The sequence below is a fragment of the Streptomyces sp. GS7 genome (genome assembly GCF_009834125.1).
In the GTDB taxonomy this organism is placed as follows: Bacteria; Actinomycetota; Actinomycetes; order Streptomycetales; family Streptomycetaceae; genus Streptomyces.
This window is the reverse complement of the sequence record NZ_CP047146.1, coordinates 4,619,965-4,643,191: the sequence shown is the minus strand read 5'-3', so window position 1 is coordinate 4,643,191 and position 23,227 is coordinate 4,619,965. Positions and strand designations below refer to the sequence as shown.

The 23,227-nt window shown below is 67.2% G+C and carries 23 protein-coding genes and 1 pseudogene; 10 read left to right on the top strand and 14 right to left on the bottom strand.

From position 1 onward, the window contains the following. Positions 1–246: 246 nt before the first annotated feature. Positions 247–1,452, top strand: a complete 1,206-nt coding sequence (locus tag GR130_RS20705) for an IS256 family transposase (protein WP_236574003.1) — start codon at positions 247–249, stop codon at positions 1,450–1,452. Positions 1,453–1,706: 254 nt separating this feature from the next. On the opposite strand, the gene GR130_RS20700 is transcribed toward GR130_RS20705, so the two are convergent. Next, the gene (locus tag GR130_RS20700) at positions 1,707–2,297 is read right to left on the bottom strand and encodes a TetR/AcrR family transcriptional regulator (RefSeq protein ID WP_159506092.1); all 591 of its coding nucleotides are present in this window, start codon (positions 2,295–2,297) and stop codon (positions 1,707–1,709) included. Between the two features lie 139 nt (positions 2,298–2,436). Here GR130_RS20700 and GR130_RS20695 point away from each other — a divergent pair, with 139 nt between their 5' ends. The 3 genes from GR130_RS20695 (at position 2,437) to GR130_RS20685 (ending at position 6,324) form a co-directional block, all read left to right on the top strand. Then, on the top strand, positions 2,437–3,960 hold the full coding sequence (locus tag GR130_RS20695) for an FAD-dependent monooxygenase (protein WP_159506091.1): 1,524 nt from the start codon (positions 2,437–2,439) through the stop codon (positions 3,958–3,960). Positions 3,961–4,129: 169 nt separating this feature from the next. Further along, positions 4,130–4,783 carry a CatB-related O-acetyltransferase gene (locus GR130_RS20690; protein ID WP_443043774.1) on the top strand — a complete coding sequence of 218 codons (654 nt, stop codon included), beginning with the start codon at positions 4,130–4,132 and terminating at the stop codon, positions 4,781–4,783. 242 nt (positions 4,784–5,025) lie between these two features. Then, positions 5,026–6,324 carry an erythromycin esterase family protein gene (locus GR130_RS20685; RefSeq protein ID WP_159506090.1) on the top strand — a complete coding sequence of 433 codons (1,299 nt, stop codon included), beginning with the start codon at positions 5,026–5,028 and terminating at the stop codon, positions 6,322–6,324. A 136-nt stretch (positions 6,325–6,460) separates the two neighbouring features. Here GR130_RS20685 and GR130_RS20680 read toward each other — a convergent pair whose 3' ends face one another. The 3 genes from GR130_RS20680 to GR130_RS20670 form a co-directional block, all read right to left on the bottom strand. After that, positions 6,461–7,699: a SpoIIE family protein phosphatase gene (locus GR130_RS20680; RefSeq protein WP_159506089.1), complete on the bottom strand. Its 1,239-nt coding sequence runs from the start codon at positions 7,697–7,699 to the stop codon at positions 6,461–6,463. A gap of 157 nt (positions 7,700–7,856) precedes the next feature. Next, complete coding sequence (locus tag GR130_RS20675; protein WP_159506088.1) at positions 7,857–8,447, bottom strand: transposase; 591 nt, start codon at positions 8,445–8,447, stop codon at positions 7,857–7,859. Beyond that, a complete protein-coding gene (locus tag GR130_RS20670) occupies positions 8,405–8,908 on the bottom strand; it encodes a winged helix-turn-helix domain-containing protein (RefSeq protein WP_159506087.1) in 504 nt (167 codons plus the stop codon). The genes GR130_RS20675 and GR130_RS20670 overlap by 43 nt, the downstream gene beginning before the upstream one ends. Positions 8,909–9,031: 123 nt before the next feature. On the opposite strand from GR130_RS20670, the gene GR130_RS20665 reads away from it, so the two are divergent. Then, positions 9,032–9,406: a hypothetical protein gene (locus tag GR130_RS20665; protein WP_443043773.1), complete on the top strand. Its 375-nt coding sequence runs from the start codon at positions 9,032–9,034 to the stop codon at positions 9,404–9,406. Between the two features lie 140 nt (positions 9,407–9,546). On the opposite strand, the pseudogene GR130_RS20660 reads toward GR130_RS20665, so the two are convergent. Together GR130_RS20660 and GR130_RS20655 are read right to left on the bottom strand one after the other, a co-directional pair. After that, a pseudogene (locus GR130_RS20660) lies at positions 9,547–10,420 on the bottom strand (IS5 family transposase). A 164-nt stretch (positions 10,421–10,584) separates the two neighbouring features. Beyond that, positions 10,585–11,262, bottom strand: a complete 678-nt coding sequence (locus tag GR130_RS20655) for a hypothetical protein (protein ID WP_159506086.1) — start codon at positions 11,260–11,262, stop codon at positions 10,585–10,587. A 108-nt stretch (positions 11,263–11,370) separates the two neighbouring features. Between GR130_RS20655 and GR130_RS20650 the strand changes: the two genes are divergently transcribed. Next, a complete protein-coding gene (locus tag GR130_RS20650; protein ID WP_159506085.1) occupies positions 11,371–11,784 on the top strand; it encodes a hypothetical protein in 414 nt (137 codons plus the stop codon). A 228-nt stretch (positions 11,785–12,012) separates the two neighbouring features. Here the strand turns inward: GR130_RS20650 and GR130_RS20645 are convergent, their stop codons facing one another. Next, positions 12,013–13,470 (bottom strand): NF041680 family putative transposase, encoded by a 1,458-nt coding sequence (locus GR130_RS20645; protein WP_159506084.1) that lies wholly within the window; start codon positions 13,468–13,470, stop codon positions 12,013–12,015. A gap of 222 nt (positions 13,471–13,692) precedes the next feature. Here GR130_RS20645 and GR130_RS20640 point away from each other — a divergent pair, with 222 nt between their 5' ends. Then, on the top strand, positions 13,693–14,511 hold the full coding sequence (locus tag GR130_RS20640; RefSeq protein ID WP_159503645.1) for an IS5 family transposase: 819 nt from the start codon (positions 13,693–13,695) through the stop codon (positions 14,509–14,511). A 72-nt stretch (positions 14,512–14,583) separates the two neighbouring features. Here the strand turns inward: GR130_RS20640 and GR130_RS20635 are convergent, their stop codons facing one another. From GR130_RS20635 to GR130_RS20625, 3 genes are all read right to left on the bottom strand, one after another. Beyond that, positions 14,584–14,862, bottom strand: a complete 279-nt coding sequence (locus GR130_RS20635) for a hypothetical protein (RefSeq protein WP_159506083.1) — start codon at positions 14,860–14,862, stop codon at positions 14,584–14,586. A 260-nt stretch (positions 14,863–15,122) separates the two neighbouring features. Beyond that, entirely contained in the window at positions 15,123–15,545 is a 423-nt protein-coding gene (locus GR130_RS20630; protein ID WP_159506082.1) for a Rid family hydrolase, read from the bottom strand. A gap of 47 nt (positions 15,546–15,592) precedes the next feature. After that, on the bottom strand, positions 15,593–16,267 hold the full coding sequence (locus tag GR130_RS20625; RefSeq protein ID WP_159506081.1) for an HD domain-containing protein: 675 nt from the start codon (positions 16,265–16,267) through the stop codon (positions 15,593–15,595). A 71-nt stretch (positions 16,268–16,338) separates the two neighbouring features. On the opposite strand from GR130_RS20625, the gene GR130_RS20620 reads away from it, so the two are divergent. Beyond that, positions 16,339–17,319, top strand: coding sequence for a GlxA family transcriptional regulator (locus tag GR130_RS20620; RefSeq protein ID WP_159506080.1), 981 nt, complete (start codon positions 16,339–16,341; stop codon positions 17,317–17,319). Between the two features lie 406 nt (positions 17,320–17,725). On the opposite strand, the gene GR130_RS20615 is transcribed toward GR130_RS20620, so the two are convergent. From GR130_RS20615 to GR130_RS20600, 4 genes are all read right to left on the bottom strand, one after another. Next, positions 17,726–18,472 (bottom strand): phosphotransferase family protein, encoded by a 747-nt coding sequence (locus GR130_RS20615; protein WP_159506079.1) that lies wholly within the window; start codon positions 18,470–18,472, stop codon positions 17,726–17,728. Between the two features lie 136 nt (positions 18,473–18,608). Then, the gene (locus tag GR130_RS20610) at positions 18,609–19,520 is read right to left on the bottom strand and encodes a phosphorothioated DNA-binding restriction endonuclease (RefSeq protein WP_159506078.1); all 912 of its coding nucleotides are present in this window, start codon (positions 19,518–19,520) and stop codon (positions 18,609–18,611) included. Between the two features lie 243 nt (positions 19,521–19,763). Then, a complete protein-coding gene (locus GR130_RS20605) occupies positions 19,764–20,096 on the bottom strand; it encodes an esterase (protein WP_159506077.1) in 333 nt (110 codons plus the stop codon). Positions 20,097–20,182: 86 nt separating this feature from the next. After that, on the bottom strand, positions 20,183–20,407 hold the full coding sequence (locus GR130_RS20600) for a hypothetical protein (protein WP_159506076.1): 225 nt from the start codon (positions 20,405–20,407) through the stop codon (positions 20,183–20,185). Between the two features lie 1,712 nt (positions 20,408–22,119). Between GR130_RS20600 and GR130_RS20595 the strand changes: the two genes are divergently transcribed. Then, complete coding sequence (locus GR130_RS20595; protein ID WP_159506075.1) at positions 22,120–22,284, top strand: hypothetical protein; 165 nt, start codon at positions 22,120–22,122, stop codon at positions 22,282–22,284. 342 nt (positions 22,285–22,626) lie between these two features. Next, positions 22,627–23,091 carry a hypothetical protein gene (locus GR130_RS20590; protein WP_159506074.1) on the top strand — a complete coding sequence of 155 codons (465 nt, stop codon included), beginning with the start codon at positions 22,627–22,629 and terminating at the stop codon, positions 23,089–23,091. Positions 23,092–23,227: the final 136 nt, after the last annotated feature.

The following is a 23,227-nucleotide window of genomic DNA, read 5'->3' as shown; positions in this document are numbered from 1 at the left end:
AACGACCCTCACGACTCTCCGTCACCACCGAAAGTGAGACAGGGCCGTTAGATTGACAGGCCCCAGCGGCACGCCTGAGCGCCCGCTACGGGCCCGCCTTCACGGAAGCGCAGGGGAGTGTCTAATCAACGGCGGATCTGATGATCAAGGAGACGCCAGATGACTAGGACTGCCGGGGAGCCCGAGTCCGTACAGCCTGCTGCCGGGGCACCGTCGAATTCGGCGACCGACGAGCAGTTGATCGCGATGCTTGTCGACAGGGCCCGTAACGAGGGCTTGCAACTGACCGGCGAGGGCGGGCTGTTGCAGCAGCTGACCAAGCGGGTGCTGGAGTCCGCCCTAGAGGGCGAGATCACCGACCATGTGGGCTACGAGAAGCACGATCCGGCCGGGAAGAACAACGGCAACAGCCGCAACGGCACACGTGCGAAGACCGTGCTGACCGATGTTGGGCCGGTCGAGGTGAAAGTGCCCAGGGACACCGCCGACACCTTCGAGCCGCAGATCGTCAAGAAACGGCAGCGGCGTCTGACCGGCGTCGACGAGATGGTGTTGTCGTTGTCGGCGAAGGGGCTCACGCACGGCGAGATTTCGGCTCATCTGGCCGAGGTGTACGGCGCTGAGGTGTCCAAGCAGACCATCTCCACCATCACCGACAAGGTGATGGAAGGCATGGCCGAATGGCAGAGCCGTCCCCTCGACCGTGTCTATCCGGTCCTGTTCGTGGATGCCATCAACGTCAAGATCAGGAACGGGCAGGTCGCAAACCGTCCGGTCTATGTCGTGATGGCGGTGACCGTGGACGGCACTCGGGACATCCTCGGTATCTGGGCCGCTGACGGCGGTGAGGGGGCCAAGTACTGGCTGCACGTGTTCACCGAGCTGAAGAACCGCGGCCTGGACGACGTGCTGATGCTGGTCTGCGACGGGCTCAAGAGCCTTCCCGATGCAGTGGAGGCCGTCTGGCCTCGCACGATTGTCCAAACGTGTGTGGTTCACCTGCTGCGGAACTCGTTCCGTTACGCCGCCCGTCAGGACTGGGACAAGGTCGCCAAGGCCCTCAAGCCCGTCTACACCGCGCCCAGCGAGGACGCGGCGACGGAGCGGTTCCTGGAGTTCCAGGAGTCCTGGGGTCAGAAGTACCCGGCGATCGTGAAGCTGTGGTCGGACGCCTGGGCCGAGTTCGTGCCCTTCCTCTCCTTCGACGTCGAGATACGCAAGATCATCTGCAGCACGAACGCGATCGAGAGCGTCAACGCCCGCATCCGCAAGGCCGTCCGCGCCCGCGGACATTTCCCCAACGAGGCCGCCGCCCTCAAGTGCATCTACATGGCGCTGATGAGCCTGGACCCGACGGGGAAGGGCCGCAAGCGGTGGACCATGCGCTGGAAGGCACCCCTCAACGCGTTCCAGATCGCCTTCGAGGGCCGCCTGACCCCGAGGAACAACTGACCACTCAACAACCAAGATCAGCCGTTAAATTGACACACCCAAGCGCAGGCGCGAGGTTTGAGTGTCTCTCTGTGATCGCCGCCGGGTCAGGCAGGTGCTCAGGGACCGGGACCTGACGGAGGCTCGGCGCCTGGCACAGGCAGCGGGGGCTCGGACGCCATGATCGTGGCGTAGGCACGGGTCACGCGGAGCAATGGCCCGACCGCGATGCAGGTGGCAAGCGCGAGGACATGGTGTCGGTTGCTTGTCGGTCTCTATCGCGTTTGTGGTCTGGGGCTCATCCCGGCGAAGACCGCTTGCAGGACGCGGTCGATGTAGTCGTGTGTGATCGGCTTCTGCGTGATGAGGAGTCTGTAGTACAGGGGGCCGGACAGGATGTCGAATGCCAGGTCGAGGTCGAAGCCGGGCGCGAGTTCCCCCTGTTCCTCGGCGGCTTTGAGGCGAGCCAGGGTGTCGGCGGTCTGCGGCTCGATGAAGCGCCGGTTGAGCGCGGCGGCGACCTCGGGATCGTGCTGCGCTTCGCCGATGAGGGCCTGGTACAGCGGGCCCCATGGGGGCCGACCCAACAGGTCGACGGCCTTGGTCATCGTCTCGCGCAGGTCTGCCACGACGTCGCCGGTGTTGGGGTGGTTGAGGCGTTCGGTGCTCAGGCTGAGTACCGCGTCGAGGAAGAGAAGGCCCCGGGAGGACCAGCGGCGGTAGACGGTGTGTTTGCCGACACCGGCCCTGGTCGCGACCGCCTCGATGCTGAGCTTGGCATAGCCGACCTCCAGAGCCAGGTCGAGCGCGGCCCTCATGATCGTTTCGGTTCGGTTGTCGCTACGGCTGGCGCGGCAATCGGTCATGTCGCCACTCTAGCGGCACGGAACGTGCCGTATTGACAGTGGGCGGCTACATTGATCAGACTCTCGACTCGGCACGGTCCGTGCCGTGCCGGCCCGGGCTTGGTCAGCCACCGTGAAACTGCGAGAGAAGTGGCCAGTGATGGACGCCGATGTGATCGTTGTGGGTGCCGGCCCGACCGGCCTGATGTTGGCCGGTGAACTGGGTTTGGCCGGTGTGCGAGCGCTGGTGCTGGAGCGGCAGCCGCAGCGCCGAGACACCCCGAAGGCCAGTGGTATCGGCGGGCAGATCCTTCAACTGCTCAGCTACCGGGGCTTGTTGGGACGTTTCGAAGCGGCCTGCACCGACCCTGTTCCGGCTCCCCGGTTCCCGTTCGGCGGTGTGCATCTGGACTTCACTCAGCTGATAGATCCGCCGATGCATGCCCTGCCGCTCCCGCAACCGCGGCTTGAGCGGCTGCTCGACGAACGCGCCGGCGAACTCGGTGTCGACGTCCGCCGCGGACACGAGGTGTCCCGGGTCAGCCAGGACGATGCCGCGCTGATGGTGGACGTGCGTGGCCCGGACGGGCCGTACCGGGTCACCGCCCGCTACCTGGTGGGGTGCGACGGTGGCCGCAGCCGGGTCCGTGACTGGGCCGGTATTCCGTTCCCCGGCACCACCTACCCGGAGGTCAACCGACTGGCCCAGGTCACCTTGCCCGACACGGTGACCGTGCTCGGCAACGGCGATCTCGACGTCCCCGGCTTCGGCACGATCCGCGCCGGTTTCACCCGGACCGACCGAGGTCTGTTCGGACTCGGCGCGTCGCCGGACTCCAAGGTCGTCTCCCTTTACACCATCGAAGACGAGACCACCGAATACGACGACGACTCGCCGATGACGGTGGCCGAACTCCAGGACAGTCTCTGCCGCGTGCTCGGTTCGGATCTGCCCTTGGGTGAACCGCTTCGGCTGTCGCGGTTCACCTTCAAGGCTCGGCAGGCCGAGCGCTATCGCGACGGGCGGATCCTGCTGGCCGGAGATGCCGCGCATCTGTTCCCCGCCACCGGTGTGGCACTCAATGCCGGCATGCTCGACGCGGTCAACCTGGCCTGGAAGCTGGCCGCCGACGTCCACGGCTGGGCACCGGCCGGCCTGCTGGACACCTACCACGACGAACGTCACCTCGCCGGCGCCCGTACCATGCTGCACACCCGAGCTCAGGTGGCACTGCGGCGCGGGCACGACCCGGCCGCCGAAGCGCTTCGCCAAGTCTTCCAGGAACTGCTCGTCGACAAGCAGCCGTTGCGCCGCATGGGAGCGCTTGTCGCCGGCACCGACATCCGCTATCCGATGCCCGGATCCCACCACGCGCTGGCCGGCACCTTCGCACCCGACCTCACCCTGCACACCGACCAGGGCACAACCAGCGTCGCCGAACTCATGCACACCGCGCGGCCCATCCTCCTCGACCTCGGCGACCGCCCAGACCTCCGCCAGGCCGCCCAAGACTGGCAGCATCGCGTCGAGGTTCACACCGCCAAAACCGACGATCGACCAGCCGACGCACTCCTGATCCGTCCGGACGCCCACATCGCCTGGGCCGCAACCATCGACGAACCCGCCGACACCGCCGCGCCCGCGCTGCGAGAAGCGCTCTCCGGCTGGTTCGGCACCCCCTGAGAACGACAATGCCGATCACCAATGTCCGAACAGGGTGCCCACCTGGCTATGCGGATGACTGCGACGTCTCCCACCGGCGCCTGACGTTCGCCGGCCCGCAGACACCTCTTCAGGAAGGAATCAATTCGTGATACAGCCTGTTCCCGCCGACCCGACCGTGGTGCATCCGATGCCCGAGCAGCCGCGGGTGGTGCTGCTCAAGCCGCTGATCACCTCGCCGCTGATCGAGGTCGGAGAGTTCTCCTACTACGACGATCCCGACGATCCGACCGCCTTCGAGACCCGCAACGTGCTGTACCACTACGGGCCGGAGAAGCTGGTCATCGGGAAGTTCTGCGCGCTGGGCGAGGGCGTGCGGTTCATCATGAACGGCGCCAACCACCGTATGGATGGCCCCTCGACGTTCCCCTTCCCCATCATGGGCGGTTCCTGGTCCGAGCACTTCGACCTCATCACCGGCCTGACCGGACGGGGCGACACCGTGGTGGGCCATGACGTCTGGTTCGGATACCGGTCCATGGTGATGCCCGGCGTACGCATCGGCCACGGAGCGATCATCGCTTCCGGATCCGTCGTCGTCGACGACGTCCCCGACTACGGCATCGTCGGCGGCAACCCCGCCCGCCTCATCCGCCGCCGCTACAGCGACGCCGACATCAACCGCCTCATCCAACTGGCCTGGTGGGACTGGCCCCTCCAGCACCTCACCGAACACATCCGCACCATCATGTCCGGCAGCATCGACGACCTGGAGAACGCGGCACCCGAGAACATGGGAAGGGCACCTCAAGACCCACCGCCCAGCAGCGCAACGAGCCGTTGAACGAACCCGGCACAGCACGACCGGATCTGCGGAGGCCGGCCTGCGACCTGCGAAGATCGTCACCGGTCGCAGGCTCCCCGCTCCAGCCAGTCCACGGCTCCGTCTTCCGAAGACGCGACGCGCAGTGAGGCCGAACGGTTCACCCCCATGTCGCCGCACCCGGGGGGTTGCCCTCTGCATAGTGCTCCGTTCCCGTATCGGCGATCCCTCCACATTCCAGCACCCAGAATCGAGCTGTCAGCATGCCTGTTTCGCCCCACCGCAACCCGTTCGCCGACTGGCTGCGCACCCACGCCGTCCCCCTCACCCACCTCACCCCTGAGGCGCCGCTGGATGACTTGGAGCCGCTGCGCGCCATCATCGGCAACGCCCGCGTCGTCGCGATCGGCGAAAGTTCCCACTTCATCAACGAGTTCGCCCTCATGCGCGAGCGCATCCTGCGGTTCCTGGTCGAACGCTGCGGCTTCACCGTCCTGGCCTTCGAGTACGGCTTCAGCGAAGGGTTCCCCCTCGATGCCTGGGCCCAGGGCGAGGGGACGGACGATGACCTGTCGGCCCACCTCGCCGCGACGGTCCCCGTGGGAGTCGATGAGCCGCTGCGCTGGATGCGCCGGCACAACCGCACGGCCCCAACTCCGGTGCGCTTCACGGGCATCGACATCCCCGCCGCCGGTGGGTCGTTGCTTCCCGCCCTGGCTCCGGTCGCCGACTACCTGCGTCAGGTCGACCCCGAAACGCTGCGGGCGGTCCAGGAGGCGATGCGGATCGCCGAATCATTCGCCGGTGGTTCCGGGGCCGTCGCCGCGCCCGCGTGGGTACGCCTGGCCACCGCCGAACAGGACGCCCTCAGCGCCACCTTGACGCGTCTGCTCATCCGGTTCCGCTCCCTCGAACCGTTGTATGTCTCCCGCAGTGACCAGCACAGCTACGACATCGCCGTGCGCCGCCTTGAAGGCGCCTGCCACGCCGACTACACCTTCCGCGCCATGGCCGACCTCTTCGCCGGCACAGGGCTGACCGCAGACACCTCGGCCCGCGACATCTACATGGCCGGATCGGTCCTGTGGCACCTGGAGCGCTTCGAACCCGGGACCCGCGTCGTGCTGGCGGCGCACAACGCCCATATCCAGAAAACACCGATCTCCTTCAACGGCCACCTCACGGGACTCCCCATGGGGCAGCACCTGCACCGCGCGCTCGGCGATGAATACTTCGCCCTGGGCCTGATCAGCACCACCGGACACACCGCGGACATGCCCCGGGACGAGAACACACGCTTCGGCTTCACCATCGACGCCACCGCGCTGGAGCCGGCCGAGCCGGGAAGCATCGAAGCCGCCTTCGCCGACGCCGAACTCGGCCTCAGCATCGCCGATCTCCACCAGGCGCACCCGCAGGCCCGCGGAAACGCCGGCCTTGTCCCGGGCCCCGACCGCATCCGGATCCAAAGCGCCTACCTGCACACCCCCGTCCTCGAGGCGTTCGACGCCATCCTCCACACCCCGACCTCCACCGTCGCCGACAATCTCGAAATCACCTGAGACAGGCCAATGTCCAGGGCGGTGAGGCCGACAAAGCACACCCGGTGTCGGCGTAGGCGTGAACGTCCCCAGCCACGTACGGATGAACGGGCCCCTCAGCGGATTCAGTCGGTTGACCCAGCTGGCGGCGCGCGGGTCATAGGCGGATGACGATCAGGGCGATGTCGTCGCGGGCGCCGCTACTGACGCCGAGGTGCGCGAGCACGGCGTCGGCGAGGCGTTCGGGTTTGTGGCGGGCATGGCGGGCTAGCGCGTCGGTGAGGCGTTGCAGGCTCACGTCGATGTCCTCGCCGCGGCGTTCGATGAGGCCGTCGGTGTAGAGCACGAAGGTGTCGCCGGGGGTGTAGGGAAGGTCGGCCTGGGGGCGGGGGACGTGTTTGGGGCGGGCTCCCAGCGGGGGGTCGGTGGCCTGGTCGAGAAGGTCGCAGCTGCCGTCTTGGTGGACCAGGACGGGGGGCGGGTGGCCGGCGCTGCTGTACGTGATGCGGCGAGCGTGGTAGTCGATGACGGCTTGGACGACGGTGGTGGCCAGCGCACCCTCCACGTAGCGTGCGTACAGGCCCAGGCAGTCCAGGGCCCGCGCGGGCCCTTCGACGGCCCGGATGGAGGCGGACAGCGCGCTGCGGAGCATGCCCATGACGGCGGCGGCCTCCAGGCCGTGGCCGACGACGTCGCCGACCGCGACGGCGCATCTGTTCTCGGGCAGGTCGACCACGTCGTACCAGTCGCCGCACACGTTCAGTGACCCGGCGGCGGGCAGGTAGCGCACCACGGCGTCCCGGTGCCGGGCCAGGTGGGGCGAGTGGAGCATGGCCTCCTGCAAAGTGAGGGCGACCTGGCGTTCCCGGGCATGGGCTTGGCGCAGTTCCTCGTTCAGTCGCTGGAGCTCGCGCGCCCGCGCGTACAGTTCGACCTCCATAGCCTCCACGTCGCTGAGCGCCCCGCCTTCTCGCGGGCGGGGGTGGGAGAGGAGAAACGCGGTCACGTCCTCCCCCCGGTGAATGATCCACGCCACCTCCCCATCCGGCCCGAGCACCGGGGTGTTGATCGCGGACCACCACCGCTCCTCGAACACGCCGGGCTGGCCGACCACGGGAATGGCGTACTTCTGCACCGCCACCGTGTCCGGCTCCTTCGAGCGCAGGACCCGGTGCAGGGAGACATGCAGATTCCGCGCCCCGTCAGCACACGGGTCCGCCGGATTATCAGGGAAGGCGTCGAAGAGGTACTGCCCGAGCAGATCCTCCCGAGTACGGCCGGTCACCCGGCAGGCCGCCTCGTTGACGTCGGCGATCACCAGGTCCGGGCCCAGCACCATATAGGGGCTGGGGGTGACCGCGAACAGCGCCTGGTAGTCGATCTCCGGCCTCGTCACACGGTGCGACCGTGCTTCCTCATCAGGGATGTTCTCGTCCCTCACCCCTACGTTCTACCGCTCGTCGGCGCCGTCGGCACCTGGGGCGCATCACCTGCCCTCGGCACGTCAGCCTCTGTCACCCGCCCTCATGACGACAGCCTCTACTGACCTTTGTTTATGGGGTTGACGGTTGTGGGTTCCAGTCCAGGCGGGTGGCTGCGAGGAATCCGGTGACCAGGGCCGGGTGATGTTGGATGTGTCGCAGGCCGCGGCGGGCGGTGGTGAGGAGTTCGTCGAGGGTTCGGGCGCCGAGGTTGGCCAGCGGCCCGCTTTTGACGTGTGCCCAGCCGCCTTCGACCGGGTTGAGGTCCGGTGCGTAAGGCGGGAGATAGACCAAGGTGAGCCAGTGGCTGCGGGCGGCGAACGTGTGCATCCGGCGGCTGCGATGGCTACTGAGGTTGTCCCAGATCAGTATGATCGGGCGGCCGAGGGACTGGTGCACCTGGCGTAATTGGCGGATGAGGATGCGGTCGGTGACCGATCCGGGCACGACCCGGTAGAAGTACCTCGCCGGCCGGCCGGGGCGGCAGGAGCACCAGCCGACGACGGAGACCTTGGGCCGCTGCCCCATCCGCATCTCGATGGTGGGGGTCTGGCCGCCGGGTGCCCAGGTCCGTCGCACCGGTGGTAGTAGCGACAGACCGGATTCGTCCGAGAAGGCGATCACTGCTCCACTGCGCTCGGCGGTGGTTTTACCTGGGGCCACACCTCGCTCCGCCAGGTCATCACCGCCTTCTCATCGCGTTCGTAGGCTCGGCGCGTGGGGGTCTGCCGCGACCAGCCGTGTCGCTTCAGCAGCCGCCACACCCCGGACGGGGTGGTGTACTCGGCGCCGGTCGTCTCCTGGATCACCCGGCGGATCCGGGCCAGGGTCCACACCTGCCCGGTGAAGCCGTGTGCGGCGGGGCCCTGCTTCAACGCCTCCGCGACCTGCGCGAATTCTTCCCCCGAGACCAGCGGGCGCCTGCCCGACGGCCCTGCGGAGCGCAATGCCTGTATCCCACCGTTCTCCCACTTCTTGTGCCAGACGTGCACCGCCTGTCGGGAAGCCCCCAACCGCCGGGCTACTTCTGCCTGGGGAACGCCCTCTTCGAACCACTCGGCCGCCTGCAAGCGCAGCCGCTCCCGATGCAGACGCCCCTCCCGCGTCAATCCCGTCTCCTCCATAACCACGGGATAGCACCACCAGACGAGCCGTCAACCCCAGCATCAAGCCTCAGTAGCGGTAGTTCGTTAAATCCGGCGGTAGAGGTCGATGCCGTGTCCGGTGGTGACCGCGTCTATCAGGGCCTGGAGCTCGGAGGGCGGGTCCGTGTCCGTCCAGGCTCGCCACCACTCAGCAAGAACCGTCAGGCCCCGAGAACCGCTCTGCCCCAGACGGCAGCCGGCGACGACCCGCTGCTGCGGCTCCAGCAGGAGACGCAGCCCTCTGGCGGGAACATCGGTTTGCGCGCCACCACACACCCCGAGGAAATCGTCATCACCGGGATCACCGTCATGTGCCCGAACTGCGGCGCCCGACGCGACTGGATGGTCATCCGCGACCGCAACGAAGTCAGCATCCGCTGCCGCTGCGCACACCAATGGGTCGAGCGCGAACTGACTCGCGCGCACTACCTGACGATGATCGGCGAAGGCATCGGCCAGGACTCCCCGACCCTGTAGGCCGCAGTCCAGGCCGCGGGATACGACGGCACGCTGGCCGGCACCTATCTCGCTGAGCCCCGTGCGGAGTGAGGGCTCATCAACAATGCCCGAAGACTTGGCTGCGTCGCGCCCACTGGGGCGTGTATCGAATGTGCTGGTCACAGCCACTCGTTGATGGCTGCGACGAGAACGGTCGCTTCGTAGCGGACGGCGAGTTTCTCGTAGCGGGTGGCGACCGCGCGGTGGCGTTTGAGGCGGTTGATCCCGCACTCGACCGCGTGCCGCTCGCGGTAGTCGGTCTTGTCGAACTTCGGCGGCCGACCGCCGCGGGAGCCGCGCTTCTTGCGGTTGCGGACCTGGTCGGCCTTGTCCGGGATCGTGCAGCGGATCCCGCGTCGCTGCAGGTAGGCACGGTTGGCGCGAGAGGCGTACGCCTTGTCTGCGCGCACATGGTCGGGCCGCGTGCGGGGCCTGCCCGGCCCGATACGGGGCACGCAGATCGCCTTCAGGACGAGCTCGAACTGCGGGGAGTCCCCGCGCTGTCCGGCCGTGATGACGATCGACATGGGTTTCTGGCCCTGCTCGACGGCCAGGTGCAGCTTGGTGGTCAGGCCGCCGCGCGAGCGTCCGAGGCCGTGGTCGGCCGGCTCGGTGGTGATGCCACCCGGCGGCTCTTTTTGCAGATCCCCCTTTCCGCGCCCCGGCGGCGTGCTGGTGGCCCCGGCAGATGGTGGAGTCGACGTTGATGTCCCAGGTGATCAGGTTCTTGGCGTCGGCCTGGGCCTGCAGTTCGGTGAAGATACGCTGTCAGGTGCCGTCCCGCTGCCAGCGCCGGAACAGGTCGTACACCCGACCCCATGGCCCGTACCGCTCCGGGATATCCCGCCACGGCACACCCGTCCGGGTCCGCCACCGTATGCCGTCGATCAGCTGCCGCCTCGTCCATATCGGAGGCCGGCCAGGCTTCTTGCCCTTGGGTAGCAGCGGCTCCAGGCGGGCCCACTGTGCATCCGTCAGATCTCCACGTGCCACGAGCCAAGATCATCTCACGCCCAAGATCCACTTTCGATACGCGCGCTAGCGCCCTTCGGCAACAACGCTTCCAGCACCGTCCACTGAATCTCTGTCGGATCTGCCCGAGCCACGGGAGGCGATCATCGCACGACCTTGATCCACTTTCGAACAGGTCATAGCGGCTACCGGCTCAGTTCGGGGTAGTAGGTCAGCTGGTACGACGACAGCTCGGAGACGGCCAGCTGGCCCGCGCCCCGGCAGATGGGGCAGACGCGATGCCCGCCGCACTGCCTGCAGTTGCTGCGCCCGTGGGGCTCGCTGGGCACCCAGCCGCGTCCACCGCAGTCGTGGCAGGCGCCGAGGCCGTCACACTCGTAGCAGAGCACGTAGCCGGACGTGAGGGTCTCGGGCGTCCGGACCGGCTCCGGCCACTGGAACTCCTCCGGTTCGTGCAGGGCCAGGGCGGGGGTCTGCCCGCTGTAGAACACGGCCGAGGTACGGTCGCCCGTGCGGACTTCGATGCGAGTGCCGTCGGAATGGCGGGCGGTGAGCACGTACGTGCGTTTCGTGCCGTCGATCTCCTCCTCCGGCCCCGCGATGTCCCAGTCGGCCGGGCTGAACAGGCCAGCCGCCCTGGAGACGACGTCGGCAGCGCCGACCCCTTCGGGGCGTCGCCCACGGAACACGGCCGAGTAGCTGTAGCGCAAAGGCTCGTGCCAGTCGGCGACGTCCGGCCAATCGAGGAAGAGGAGGCCGAGGTCGGCGCCGGGGGTCAGGTCGTTGATCAGCTCGACGAGCTGCGCACGCAGGGAACGCCCGAGCCGGTCCAACGCCTCACGCGCACCAGGTATTTCTCCCACGGGAGCCCTCTCTCGCTTGATCACGGGCATCCTATGCGGGTGAGAACGGCGAGAACACAGGCAGAGGCGCGTACCCAGCTGCTACGGCACTTCACGGAGACGCTCCGTGTGCTGCCCCCGGAACTGTCGCTGGCGCTACGGCATCCGGACCTGCCCCGCGCGGGCCTGCACGGCGGGGTTGTCCTGTCCGAGGACCTGAACCATCCCGATGACGGCTGGGCGACCTTCAACATCAGGTACTGGATGCTGGGAACCACGCCGAACACATGCGACCGGTATTTCGACCTGGTGACAGGGGTGTGGCGCGAGTGGGGCTGGACGATCAGGGACGAAGGGGATGCCCGTACGCGCACGGGTTGGGCGGACGCCCCCGACGGGTACGGCTTGACCCTCACCCGGAGTGTGAACGGCTACCTGAGCATGGGCGGCTGGACACCGCTGTTCCTGCGGGACTCGGTGGTAGGGGAACCGATGCCGAGGCGGATTGCTTGGCGGAACGGGGAGGCGGTGTCCTCCTTGTAGTCAGGCTCGCGGAGTGAGTGGTGTGCATCGTGAAGTGGCGGGTCACGGACCTGGTGTGCGTCGGTGTCGGCGTGCTCACGCTGGTTGTGGGTGGATGGCTTCGGTGTAGATCGTCGGCCAGCGGGCGACTTCTCGGTTCGTCAGGACCAACAGGGCCCGCACCAGCGCAGTCACCCACCTCGGATCTGGCTGTGACCAGCACTTTCGAAACACGCCTTAGCTTGATCTTTAACCTTTGCGGCGGGGTCGTGGGGTTGTTGATTTCTTCGTTCGTCGTTTCGTTTTGTCTGTTTTGCGGACTGTGTGGACGTCGTGGCGGGGTGTGGGGTGGGTGTTCTTGCGGCCGGGTGGTCGGCCTGGGCCGGGGCGGGAGGGTTTCGGTGCTTCGGCGGGGCAGAGGGTCTTCGGGCGGAGGTGCCTGAAGTCGCGGCGGACTCGGGCAGGGGTGAGTTTGTAGGGCTCTGCTGGTCGTTCCCAGGGCCGCCGCAGGTCGGCCGCCAGTGGCCGGGCAAGGCGGAGTTGGGTGTATGCGGCGAGGATGAGCCAGGTCCACCGGTCGGCGGCTTCGGGGGTGCGGATCTTGGGGCGGGTCCAGCCGAGGGTCTGTTTGAACAGCCGAAAGGTGTGCTCGATGTCGAAGCGTCGCAGGAAGGTCTGCCAGAGCAGGTCGACCTGAGTGGGGGTGGCGTCGGTGCCCGACCACCACAGCCACACCGGTTTCGGGATGGCGCCGCTGGGCAGGCGCTCGACCTGCAGGTGGATCACAGTTCCCTCGATGACCGGGAGGGTTCCCAGTTCGGCGACCCAGGCGGAACGGTGTGTCAGCCGTGGGTGGAGACGGTCCCATGCCTGGGCGGTGGCGGTGCCGTACAGACGGGTCTGCGTGACGGTCTGCGCGTTTGGGATGTCCCAGGTGGACTGGTCGCCGAAGGCGAACTCGCCGCCGTGACGCGGCGGGCGGCCTATCGTATGGGGCTTTCGCGGTGGGGCGGCACGACGCAGGACGCGGTCCGAACGCATCCGGCCCAGCACCTGCACCGGCAGATCCTTGAGCAGGAATGCCAGGCGGGGCACGTCGTATCCGGCATCCACGACGATGAGGATCTCGGGGTCGCCGCCTTTCCACTGCCCTGCCTCCATCAGCCGGCCGACCAACTCGCGCATCTGTCTGGCGGTGACGGTGGCGTCGTCGTCGCCCGGTGCCAGTCGGAGCGCGTCCAGTGGCGCGGTCCACGAGCTGCGGCCCGTCTCCAGCGCGCAGATCACCGAGTACGGCCAACCCGGAACGGGAATGTGCTGGTCTTTGCCGCGGCCGTAGGTGTGGCACAGGATCCGCTGCGGTGAGGTGTGTGCGTTGGGCCGCAGCCAGCAGGTGATGTCGGCGGCCAGCACCAGCCGGCCGTCCGCAGCCCGTGGCAGAGGTACTGCGGCCACTGCCCGCCGCAGCCGGCCGATGTCCATCCGGCCGGCGGCCAAGGCGTCGTAGAGGCCACCGTGCCCGCGGCGATGTTCCCCCACCAGCGACAACTCAACCAGAGAACGGACCGGGCCGTCCGCACTCAGCACGGCATCGGCCAACTCGAACTGTGCGTCCGCACGCCTGGTCAGACAGGAGTAGAACTCGCCTCGGAAGCGTGACAGTTCTGCGAACTGCCCATGTTCAACGGCGTGATGCGACAGACTCATCCTTACGGCCTTCGTGCTGAGTGTGTGCGTTCCTTGGTCGGAGCACATGATCAGCCGAAGGCCGCCTTCACGTCCGCTGAACTGCGAAAACGCTGATCAAGTTCGAAGCACATTCGAGACTGGATCTTAGGACTCCTAGCAAAATGAGCTGTACTGCCTTGGAATGACAGGCCGTCAGCCGGTGTTGTGCCTCTGTCTGGTGTTGTGGTGGGGGCGTTGGGCATGGTGCAGCGGAGGCCGTGGGAAGTCGAGGACGGGTTGTGGGAGCGGATTGCCGGGCTGCTGCCGGTGATTGAGCGCCGCGTGAGGTATCCGGGTCGCAAACGGCTCGATGACCGGCGGGTGCTGAGCGGGATCCTGTTCGTGCTGTACACCGGCATCCCTTGGGAGTTCCTGCCCCAGGAGCTGGGATACGGCTCGGGCAGCACGTGCTGGCGCAGGCTGCGCGACTGGCATCAGGCCGGGGTGTGGCAGGCTCTTCACGAACTGCTGCTGGCCGAGCTACGTGCGGCCGGGCTGCTGGACTTCTCCCGGGCCGCGGTCGACGGCTCCCATCTGCGGGCGATGAAGGGCGGCGCGAAGACCGGGCCCTCACCGGTGGATCGGGGAAAGACAGGCAGCAAGCACCACGTGATCACCGAAGCGCACGGCATCCCGCTGGCGGCCACGCTCACAGGCGGAAACCGCCACGACGTCACCCAGCTCATGCCGCTGGTCCACGCCATACCGGCCGTCAAAGGCAAGCGGGGGCGCCCCCGAAAGCGCCCCGACGCTCTGTTCGCCGACCGCGCCTACGACTCCGACACCTACCGCCGCGAACTGCGCGAGGTGGGCATCCGCCCCCTCATCGCCCGCCGCGGCACCCAGCACGGCTCCGGTCTGGGCATTCACCGATGGGTCGCCGAAGCAGCCTTCGCCCTCCTGCACTGGTTCCGGCGCCTGCGCATCCGCTGGGAGATCAGAGAAGACCTCCACGAAGCTTTCCTCATCCTCGGCTGCAGCATCATCTGCTGGCGACGCCTGAAAACCTCATTTTGCTAGGAATCCTTAAAAAACAAGCTAGCTGAGTGAGCCCTTCGTATGGACGACGGCGTGCTATCCGGTGGGCTTGGCTCAGGTCTCGTCTTCCATCGCGCTGTCGCAGTTACCGCAGACCCGGTCGGCGTACGCCTGCGGGTACCACGGTGAACCCGGGTGTCCCGAGGGCCGCCAGGAGGATGTCTCCATGGCGAAGGTGTCCTTGCCGCAGAAGGTCCGTGGGCCGGGGGAGGAAGGCGCTCCTGGAGCGCCGGGCGCTGCGTGCACTCGTCGGACCAGGGCCCCGGCCTCGCCGGATCTGGTGTCGGTCGTGCTCGCCGGTTGGTCGAGCTCGTACACGACGATGATCTCCATGCTCTGACCGTAGTCCGCCGGTGGCCGCGCAGGCGGTAGCCAACCGCCGTGATCCGGTGGAGAACTACCTCGGACACACCTCACGGACCGGGCAGCCCTCGATGGCTCGTTCAGCATTTACTGACTCGGGCGCTTCGAAGGGACGGAGCTGGCAGTTCGGTTGAGAATCCGCCCGCTGTGACGGCCGGTTGGTACAGAAGCGAACCTCACGTCCGCCGTGACGGGCTCCTGGGCCGGAGAGCGGGCCCAGGGGCGGCGGTCTACCGGGATGCGTCGGGATACGCGGCGGTCGCGCGGATTTCGATGAGGAGTCCGGGGCTGGCGAGTCCGCTGACCCCGATGATCGTCCAGGTCGGGTAGGGCGCATTGACGAGGCGCTGTTTGGCATCGATGAAGCCGGGCAGGTGCTGGCGGATGTCGACGTGGTAGCTGGTGACGTCGACGAGGGCGGACGTGTCGAGGTTCTCCAGTCGAAGGATCTCTTCGATCTTCCGGATGGCGATCTCGGTCTGCTCTTCAATGGTGTCCGGGATGGTTCCGTCGGCGCGGCGACCGATCGTTCCGGCGATGAACAGGAGGCCGTGCGCGCGGACCGCCGCGGAATAGCCGAAGCTTGCGAAGGCGCTGGTGGTTTGCCCGAAGACTGCGTTGTCCTCGGGGACCTCGACAGTGCGGATGGTCATTGCGGTGCTGCCCTTTCTCTGTTGATGGGGTCGTGGAGTCCGTGGAGTCAGTTGCCCCAGCGGGACGAACGGCAGGCGTGCTCCAGCCGGGTCCGGCCGAAGGTCTCGCGTTCACGGAGGAATTCGCCGGGGATCGCGTAGCGGGGTGCGTTCTTCGGGTCTTTCGCGGCCTGCGCGACGATCGCGTCGGTGAGTGAGCGGATCATGTCCAGCCGTGGATAGGCGGCGTGCACGGCGTCGGCCTGCTTGTCGGTGACGGCGTCGACGTGGTCGGCGCCCAGTGGGCCGCCGAAGTCGAGGGCGACGCCTTCGCGGACGAGTACGCACAGCGTGCCCCGGCGTTCCGCGATGCCCGGGGAGGTGTGCAGGGCGATGGCCTGCCAGACCTGGTCGGCGTCGGCTGCGGGTACTCCGTGGTCGATCAGGAATGCGGCGGCCCGGTCGGCGCCTTCGACCTCGAACCGCTGGCTGTGCGGGCCGTCCGAGGCCACGCCGAGGTCGTGCATCGCGCACGCGGCGAACAGCAGGTCGTCGTGGTAGTCGTGGCCGACGGCCAGGCCGAGGCGGCCGGCAACCAGCCGGGCGAACAGGTAGCTGCGGATGCTGTGGTTGAAGACGGACGGCGTTTCCACCGGTCGGATGAGGTTCATGACGGCGTCGGCAAGCGGTGTGCCGGGCAGCGTGATCGGGTCGGCGGTCGCCTCGTGAGTAGGTCCGGTCATGTCTTCAGCCTGGCCGCGACCGTCCTGACCTGGTGAGAGGCAAAATTTCCATACTTCGTTAGAATCTTGCCATGGCAGTGCATCGAGTCGCGGTCCTGGCGCTGGACGGGGTCACCCCACTCGACCTGGCGATCCCGACGCAGATCTTCACCACCCGGCCGGAAACCCCCTACGAGATGACCCTGTGCGCGCTGGAGGCGAAGGTGGCCACCACCGCGGGCTTCGCCCTGGTCGCCGACGGGACCCTGGAACAGGTGCGCACCGCCGACACCCTGATCGTGCCGGGATTCGAACCGATCCTCCCGTTGCCGGACGCCGTGCTCGATGCACTGACCGAAGCTCGCGACCGAGGCAAGCGTGTGGTGTCGATCTGCACGGGCGCCTTCGCGCTGGCCGCGGCAGGCGTACTGGACGGGCTGCACGCCACGACCCACTGGAAGCACATCGACGAGTTCGAGCGGGGCTTCCCGGCCGTCACGGTCGACCGCGACGTGCTCTACGTCGACGAGGGCGACGTGCTCACCTCGGCCGGGGTGTGCTGCGGCATCGACCTGTGCCTGCATATCGTGCGCCGCGACCTGGGGGCGGAGGCGGCCAACCAGATCGCCCGCGGCCTGGTCGCCGCCCCCCACCGAGACGGCGGGCAGGCCCAGTACGTGCCGGCTCCCGTCGCAGTGGCCGGTCAGGCGTCGCTGTCCGGTACCCGTGGATGGGCCCTGCACCGGCTCGGCGAGCCGCTCACGCTGCGCGTGCTTGCCCGACACGCGGGACTCTCGCAGCGCACCTTCATGCGCCGGTTCAGCGAGGAGACGGGCACGACCCCGTTGCAGTGGCTGCTCAACGCCCGGCTCGGCAAGGCGCGGGAACTGCTGGAAACCACGGACCGCTCGGTGGAACAGGTGGCGCGGGACAGCGGGCTGGGCACGGCAGCCAACCTGCGGCTGCACTTCCGGCGCACACTGGACACCACCCCCACTGCCTACCGCCGCACCTTCACCCGCTCGACGTCGCGCAGTCCGGCCTGTTCACCAGCAGTCCCGCGCGCGGACTGAGAATGGCCATCACGGCACTGAAAGGCTCCAGAGGCGGTTCGCTGCCGTCCAAGCTGCCGGGCAGACAAGGGGAAACGTTGAGCCCGAGCCGTCACGAGAACGAGCTTCTACTGGAGTAGCAGTGAGCGTCTCCAGCCTGGTCCGGGCGGCGAGGTCGCAGCGGGCCTCAGCCCGGTCTCCCTCGCCGGCCAGATGCTCGAACCGGCTCCCGGTGAATGGCGCCCCATCGGGCAGCATGCCGGGCGGCGGTGACGCTGCCCACGAACTCCGACTCCCGTGCGATCAGCAACTCCCCTGAACGGTACGACGATGGATTCTCACTGTCAGTAAGGGGAGGCGATGCGCTTGAGGAGATGGCCTGCTCGATGCGTCAGAACGCACTCGTAGCAGTCGGGCCCGCGCAGCCTCACATCCGGGATCTCAGCACGTCGACTTCACAGCCCGGCGCGAACGGGTCGAAGCCGTGCTCGACCAGCCAGCGAACTGCCAGCAGGCTTCGCAACGACCACCACGCGCGGATCACGTCGAGGTCGACGTCGGTGCCATAGCCGGCGACGACGTCGCCGAGGTGCTCCTCGTGTCCGAGCGTCAAGGTGGCGAGGTCGAACAGGGCATCACCCTGGCCCGCCTCGGACCAGTCGATGATGCCGGTGATCTCGTCGCCGTCGACGAACACATGAGCGATCTGTAGGTCGCTGTGCGTGAAGACCGGAGTCCAAGGCCGGAGTGCGGCCTCGGCGACCTGGCGGTTGCGGGTGACCAGGTCGGCGGGCAGGACGCCGTTCGTCACGAGCCACTCGCACTCGCCGTCGAGATCCGCCGCCAACTCGTCGAGGCTCCGGCCGCCCCGGCCGGGCCAGGGTGGCAACGGCGCGTCGTGCAACTTCCGGATGGCGGCACCCGCCATGGCCCACGCCGCCGGGGACGCGGCAGACGGCTCGCCGAGGCGGCCGAGCCCTGTCCCCGGGACCGCGGCGATCGCGAGCACGGGCGGCTTGCGCCACAGGACTTTCGGGGTCGGGACCGGCGCCAGGGCCATCGCCTCGACCTCGACGTCGATGCGCGCCTGATCAGCGTCCACCTTCAGGAACACGTCGCCGACGCGCAGGGTCGCGCGCTCGGAATGGGCGACGACGACTTTGACCTCATCCATGGGCGACCAGTATCCCGGGGATGATCGTCGACGTCGCCGGGTTTATCGCGTGCGATGGCGCGGCTGACCGCGTCCCGCTACCCGGCGGCCTCGTGCACGACACCGACCGCTGACCAGGTCAATCCCACCACTTTTGTTAGGAGTCCTTGAACACTTGCCTGTCATGCCAGGTGACGAATGTGAGATCGACCGGTGGCTTCCCTGGCCGCGGTGCCGCAAGGGGGTGTCCCGCCAAGGCATCTATAGCAAGGCCCGCCTTGTTCCGGGCGACGTACAGTCCGGACACTCGAATGCGTAGGTCGGCAGTCAACCCGAGTACTCCGAGGTCGAACAGCGCGTGGTGCAGGGCACATAGTGCCAGCGCGTTGCTCACGTCGTCAGGGCCGTCCTGGCTGTGCCACCGTACATGGGCGGCTTCCAGCCCGACCGGGTTGCGAGCCAGGGCCCCGTCGTAGCCGCACATGGCGCAGGCAAACGCGTAGGCGCGCAATACCTCTTCCGCAAACCCCGACCGCCGAGGGCGTTTGGGTTTCGGCGGAACGACCGGGTGAGCCGACTCCTCAAGGCCCGCCAGGTCGAGTCCAGCCCCGCTGCAGATCAGCGCCTCCAACGAGGGCGTGAAGTGCTGATCGAGCAGAAGCCGCACTGCACTAATCAGGGTTCCCGGGTCGGACAGCAGCAGCTCCACTTCCGGATGGAGCTGTCCGTGAGCTCCGCGATCTCGTAGCCACTTGCCGCGCTCGGGGGCGTCGGGTCCGATGGGATGTCCTTCGCCGTCCTTGAGATCCCACAGTGTTCGTTCGAGGTGTACGAACGGCATCGCGGCACGCTGACGCTGAGCGGCAGCGCTGACCACCGGTGGCCCGAAGTCGTTGATCAGTCGACTGACTTGCTCTTCGGCTTCTGCGTACGTGACCGCCGAGCTGCCAGTTGTCGAGTACCTGCCGCAGAGCCACAACAGCAGCAGCGGTTTGTGCGGCACACGTCGTCCTCCGACAGCAGCCTTTCTCAGCCGTATCAACGCATCCAGCAGCTCATCGGGCGTCATGTGTGGCAGCTTATTCAGCCGGTACACAAGGTCGGTCACCGATCCCGCTGTGCAAGGCCGGAGGCGGCCAATGGCCTTGTGCCAAGGGTGACCTGCGGATCGATGCTGCTCGCGGGGAGAGGGGTGCAGACAGTCACTCCCCGGCAGCGGCCTCGCGTCATCCAAATCGGCTGGTCTGCCCCCAGGGGAGCCAATTCAGCGGGGGCAGACCAACGTTCGACAGTCTGGCCGAGTGGTGTGGGTTCAGGTGTCTGCCAATCGGTTCGCGAGATGCAATGCGTCGGTTGCGATGGACAGAGCAGCGTGAAGACCAGTGACCTCGAAGTGCGTGGGGCGGACGACGGATGTCCAGTCGCCGCGGAGGGACGGCCAGATGGCGAGCGTTACCTCGGTAGTGGCCAGGCCGAGCAGTGCGGTCACGTCCATGCCGCCGTGGGCGCTGGTTTCCCAGCTCAGCAGGATGGAGCCGGAGCGGAGCCTGCTGGGATTTCCGGTGGGTGACCAGGCGACGTGGATCGGTTCGGTGGAAAGCGGTGGTACGGCGCGGACGAGGGCGCCGCGGGCGTACTCGGGCATGGGGCGCTCGACGAGATCGCGGAGGGACAGATAGTCGTCTGCGGGCCTGATCGGGGGCGCTGGCCGACGTGAGCAGGGCTGGCAGGTCACACCTTCCCCCAGTTCAGCTGGTTGCGCACGGCTGGGGGAGGAACACCTTCCTGACCGTTTTCGGCGATGTAGACGGCGCCGTCCGGTCCGGTGATCTGGACCATCTGGCCGATGCGGTGGGCGTAGGGCCAGTCCGGGTTGATCGCGAAGTACGCGGGCAGGCCGGGATCGAGGGTCTGGAGCTGATGGATCAGCTGGCCGACGGTGATGTCGTGCGGCACGGCAACCTCCATGAGAGAACTGGACGAAGGGAAGGGGAAGCGAGGAGCGCGCGTGTCTTAGCCGGTGTCGGATTGGAGCAGTTCACGCAGCACGACAGGCTCGTCCGACGAGGCTGTGGGCTTCGGCCGGCGCTGCGATTCGCGGTGCCGTCTGCCCATTTCGGTGGCGTAGTTCTCCGTGGACGAGGGGCTGCTGGTCCACTCCTTGCAGCAGCACGACGCGAGGAACAGCGTCCGCCCGGACGGGTTTGCTGCTCGCGGCGTCCCGGTGGTCTGAGGGGCACGTGGTGCCGTCGGGGTGGTACGCGGTCACGGTGGCGGAGTGACGGGACATGGCGCCTCCGAGGGAGCTCGGGTCCGGCGTTGCTGCGTTTGCCGAGCGGGTGGTCAGATGCAAGCGCAGTGGCAGTCGGGCGAGGCGATGAGGGCGGCGAGGAATCCGGCGACGGCCTGCGCGGGAACGTTGCCGAAGGTCTACTGCCAGGCCGTGGTGCCGTCGGGCCGGTTGACGACGATGCGCCACAGTTCACCGCGCGCCGCAGCTGGGCTCTCGGGGACGAACCCGACGTACACGTGCTGGTCCGGCCTGGAGTAGTGGACGTTTCCTTCCAGGTCGGCGACGACGTCCCGTCCCTGATGATTGAGGAGGCTGGTGACGGGGCCGGGGGCAGTGGCAGTCGAGCGGCCAATCGCGCTCCCCGAGGGCGGCGCATGGAAGGTCGGCGGGCGACTGGAGCGGGGTGTTGACGGTGAGCGTCATGAACAACGAACCCTTCGTTGACCTGGGGTTTTTCCCGACGCCGTTAAGTTGACATGGTCGGGGAGGAGGTCTCCAGTCCGTTGCGGCAGTGTGCGTCTGCTGTGGGCGAACCGGCCACGGCATCACCTGCTGATGTCCGTGCATGGGGGAATGAATCGGTCGCCCAGCAGCTGTTGTGCGGGGGCGACCGATCGCTATGGGAGGGGCTGGCTTGGTGGGAGACGAGGTCCGTGCGTACATCGAGAGCGTGGACGACGCAGTGGCGGCGTCCCTGGGGCGAGCTCGGATGGCTGACGGCAGACGGATCGAGCTGAGCGTTCAGGAGCTGGCGCAGATGATGGGCGCCGAAACCGCTGGGAGGCTTGACGCGGGCTGACCCTGGGGCGACGGCGACTGCCAGTAGTTTGCTGACACGGAGGGTTTCACGGCCACTCGCATTTCCGTGGCCGACGGCGCCAGGTCCGCTGGAAGTCTATGCCGCGCGTCTTCTCGGCGACGGTCGAACTCGGCCAACGCCGACACTTACGGCCCTGGCGGGAGCTGAGCCCATCGTCGGCGCTCAGCACCGAGCCGTGCAGTGGCTGTAGTTCTTCTTGTCCGAGTCGAGTTGGGACCACGAACGTCGGAGCTTCAGCGTGTGCGGGCGACGCAGGGCTGCACAACGCGCACACCCCCTTGCGAAATCAGGACATCCCGCTGATGCCCTTTCGAGCGGAGAGACTGCACCAACAGGGATCCTGCGGAGGCTGGACTCCTTGTCAACTCATGCTGCAGCGAAAGCCTTTGGTAGCACGGGCAGCCGATGGCGCACGCGATGGCACGCGCCGCGCTGGGCTGTGCAACATCAGACCGGAAATGATCACTTTGCCCGCATAGTTGGTTGAGGCGGCTTTACCCCACCCATATCGTCACTTCCGACCGCGGCGTTGAACGACCACAGCAGGGGATGCACATGACTGACAAGCGAACGGGCGGACTGGCCCTGGGGATTGCCGCCTTCAACGCGGCTCTGACCATCGCGGCGGCGGTGGTCACCTGGAACGGCGGCCCCAGTCCGTGGGCGGCTGCTGCCGCAACCTCTGTTCTCCTCTTTCTCGTGCTCCTCCGCAAGCGCTGACGGTTCTGGCCAGTCTGAATCGCACCTACACATCCTTGATCAAGAAGGAAATCCGCTTCCGTGAAGCTCTCTTACCGTATTGCCTCTGCAGCCCTGGTGGACGTGTCGCTCATTGGGATCACCGCCGCTCAGAGCCCAGTATTGGCCGCTTCGGTCACCGCCTCGGTGTCCTCTACGAGCGATGTCTCGTCCGAGACCTAGGCACTGGTCAACAACATCAAGACGCTGCAGAGCCAGTCCTCCGTCCTTGAGGGCGAGCAGGCTCAGACATGGGTCAAGCGGGTCACCGCTGACGTCAGCGACAAGAAGGTCGCCACGCATCTCAAGGCCGGCTCGTCTCTGGTGACGGAACGTGCCACGGTCTACAAGTTCCACAAGGGCAACACTCAGGTCTCGGTTCCCTTCAGCGACCAGGAGCGCGGCGCGAGCCTGAATGTCGTCTACGACTCCTCCGGCAAGGTAGTCGAAACGCTGGAGATGCAGCTCACCCACGACGACAAGTCCGGTCATGCGCAGGTGTGGCGCAACGGCGCCCTGACCGCCGACAAGATCATCAAGGCCGCGGACCTTCCCAAGGGCCTGCCCGCCAAGCAGCCGCAGATTTCTGCCTACGGCTTCAGCTGGGGCAAGCTCAACGACTGCCTCTCCGGCGCTGGCATCTCGTCCTGGGCCCTCGCCCTCATCGGCACCGCATGCGCAGCAGCATGCGTGGGAACCGCTGGTGCTGCCTGCGTTCCGTGCATCGCCGCGGCAGGCGGAGTCGGCGCGGGCACCGTCTGGTTCTGCATAGGCAAGGCCACCAGCTGACCCTCGCTAGCCTCGGGCTTTCACGAGGAGTGTTGTCTGGCTCGTGATCGAGAAGGCAGAAAGTGCCTCTGAGGTGCAGCGACAGGACTTGCTGAGGGCCCTGTACGGGGTGTGTCAATTTAACGGCTGATCTTGG

Bases quoted from the DNA above. Each gene is read 5' to 3' on its own strand.
- GR130_RS20705 (WP_236574003.1), top strand. From the start codon at position 247: ATGCTTGTCGACAGGGCCCGTAACGAGGGCTTGCAACTGACCGGCGAG.
- GR130_RS20700 (WP_159506092.1), bottom strand. From the start codon at position 2,297: ATGACCGATTGCCGCGCCAGCCGTAGCGACAACCGAACCGAAACGATC.
- GR130_RS20695 (WP_159506091.1), top strand. From the start codon at position 2,437: ATGGACGCCGATGTGATCGTTGTGGGTGCCGGCCCGACCGGCCTGATG.
- GR130_RS20690 (WP_443043774.1), top strand. From the start codon at position 4,130: ATGCCCGAGCAGCCGCGGGTGGTGCTGCTCAAGCCGCTGATCACCTCG.
- GR130_RS20685 (WP_159506090.1), top strand. From the start codon at position 5,026: ATGCCTGTTTCGCCCCACCGCAACCCGTTCGCCGACTGGCTGCGCACC.
- GR130_RS20670 (WP_159506087.1), bottom strand. From the start codon at position 8,908: ATGGAGGAGACGGGATTGACGCGGGAGGGGCGTCTGCATCGGGAGCGG.
- GR130_RS20645 (WP_159506084.1), bottom strand. From the start codon at position 13,470: ATGAGTCTGTCGCATCACGCCGTTGAACATGGGCAGTTCGCAGAACTG.
- GR130_RS20640 (WP_159503645.1), top strand. From the start codon at position 13,693: ATGGTGCAGCGGAGGCCGTGGGAAGTCGAGGACGGGTTGTGGGAGCGG.
- GR130_RS20635 (WP_159506083.1), bottom strand. From the start codon at position 14,862: ATGGAGATCATCGTCGTGTACGAGCTCGACCAACCGGCGAGCACGACC.
- GR130_RS20630 (WP_159506082.1), bottom strand. From the start codon at position 15,545: ATGACCATCCGCACTGTCGAGGTCCCCGAGGACAACGCAGTCTTCGGG.
- GR130_RS20625 (WP_159506081.1), bottom strand. From the start codon at position 16,267: ATGACCGGACCTACTCACGAGGCGACCGCCGACCCGATCACGCTGCCC.
- GR130_RS20620 (WP_159506080.1), top strand. From the start codon at position 16,339: ATGGCAGTGCATCGAGTCGCGGTCCTGGCGCTGGACGGGGTCACCCCA.
- GR130_RS20615 (WP_159506079.1), bottom strand. From the start codon at position 18,472: ATGGATGAGGTCAAAGTCGTCGTCGCCCATTCCGAGCGCGCGACCCTG.
- GR130_RS20610 (WP_159506078.1), bottom strand. From the start codon at position 19,520: ATGACGCCCGATGAGCTGCTGGATGCGTTGATACGGCTGAGAAAGGCT.
- GR130_RS20605 (WP_159506077.1), bottom strand. From the start codon at position 20,096: ATGCCCGAGTACGCCCGCGGCGCCCTCGTCCGCGCCGTACCACCGCTT.
- GR130_RS20595 (WP_159506075.1), top strand. From the start codon at position 22,120: ATGACTGACAAGCGAACGGGCGGACTGGCCCTGGGGATTGCCGCCTTC.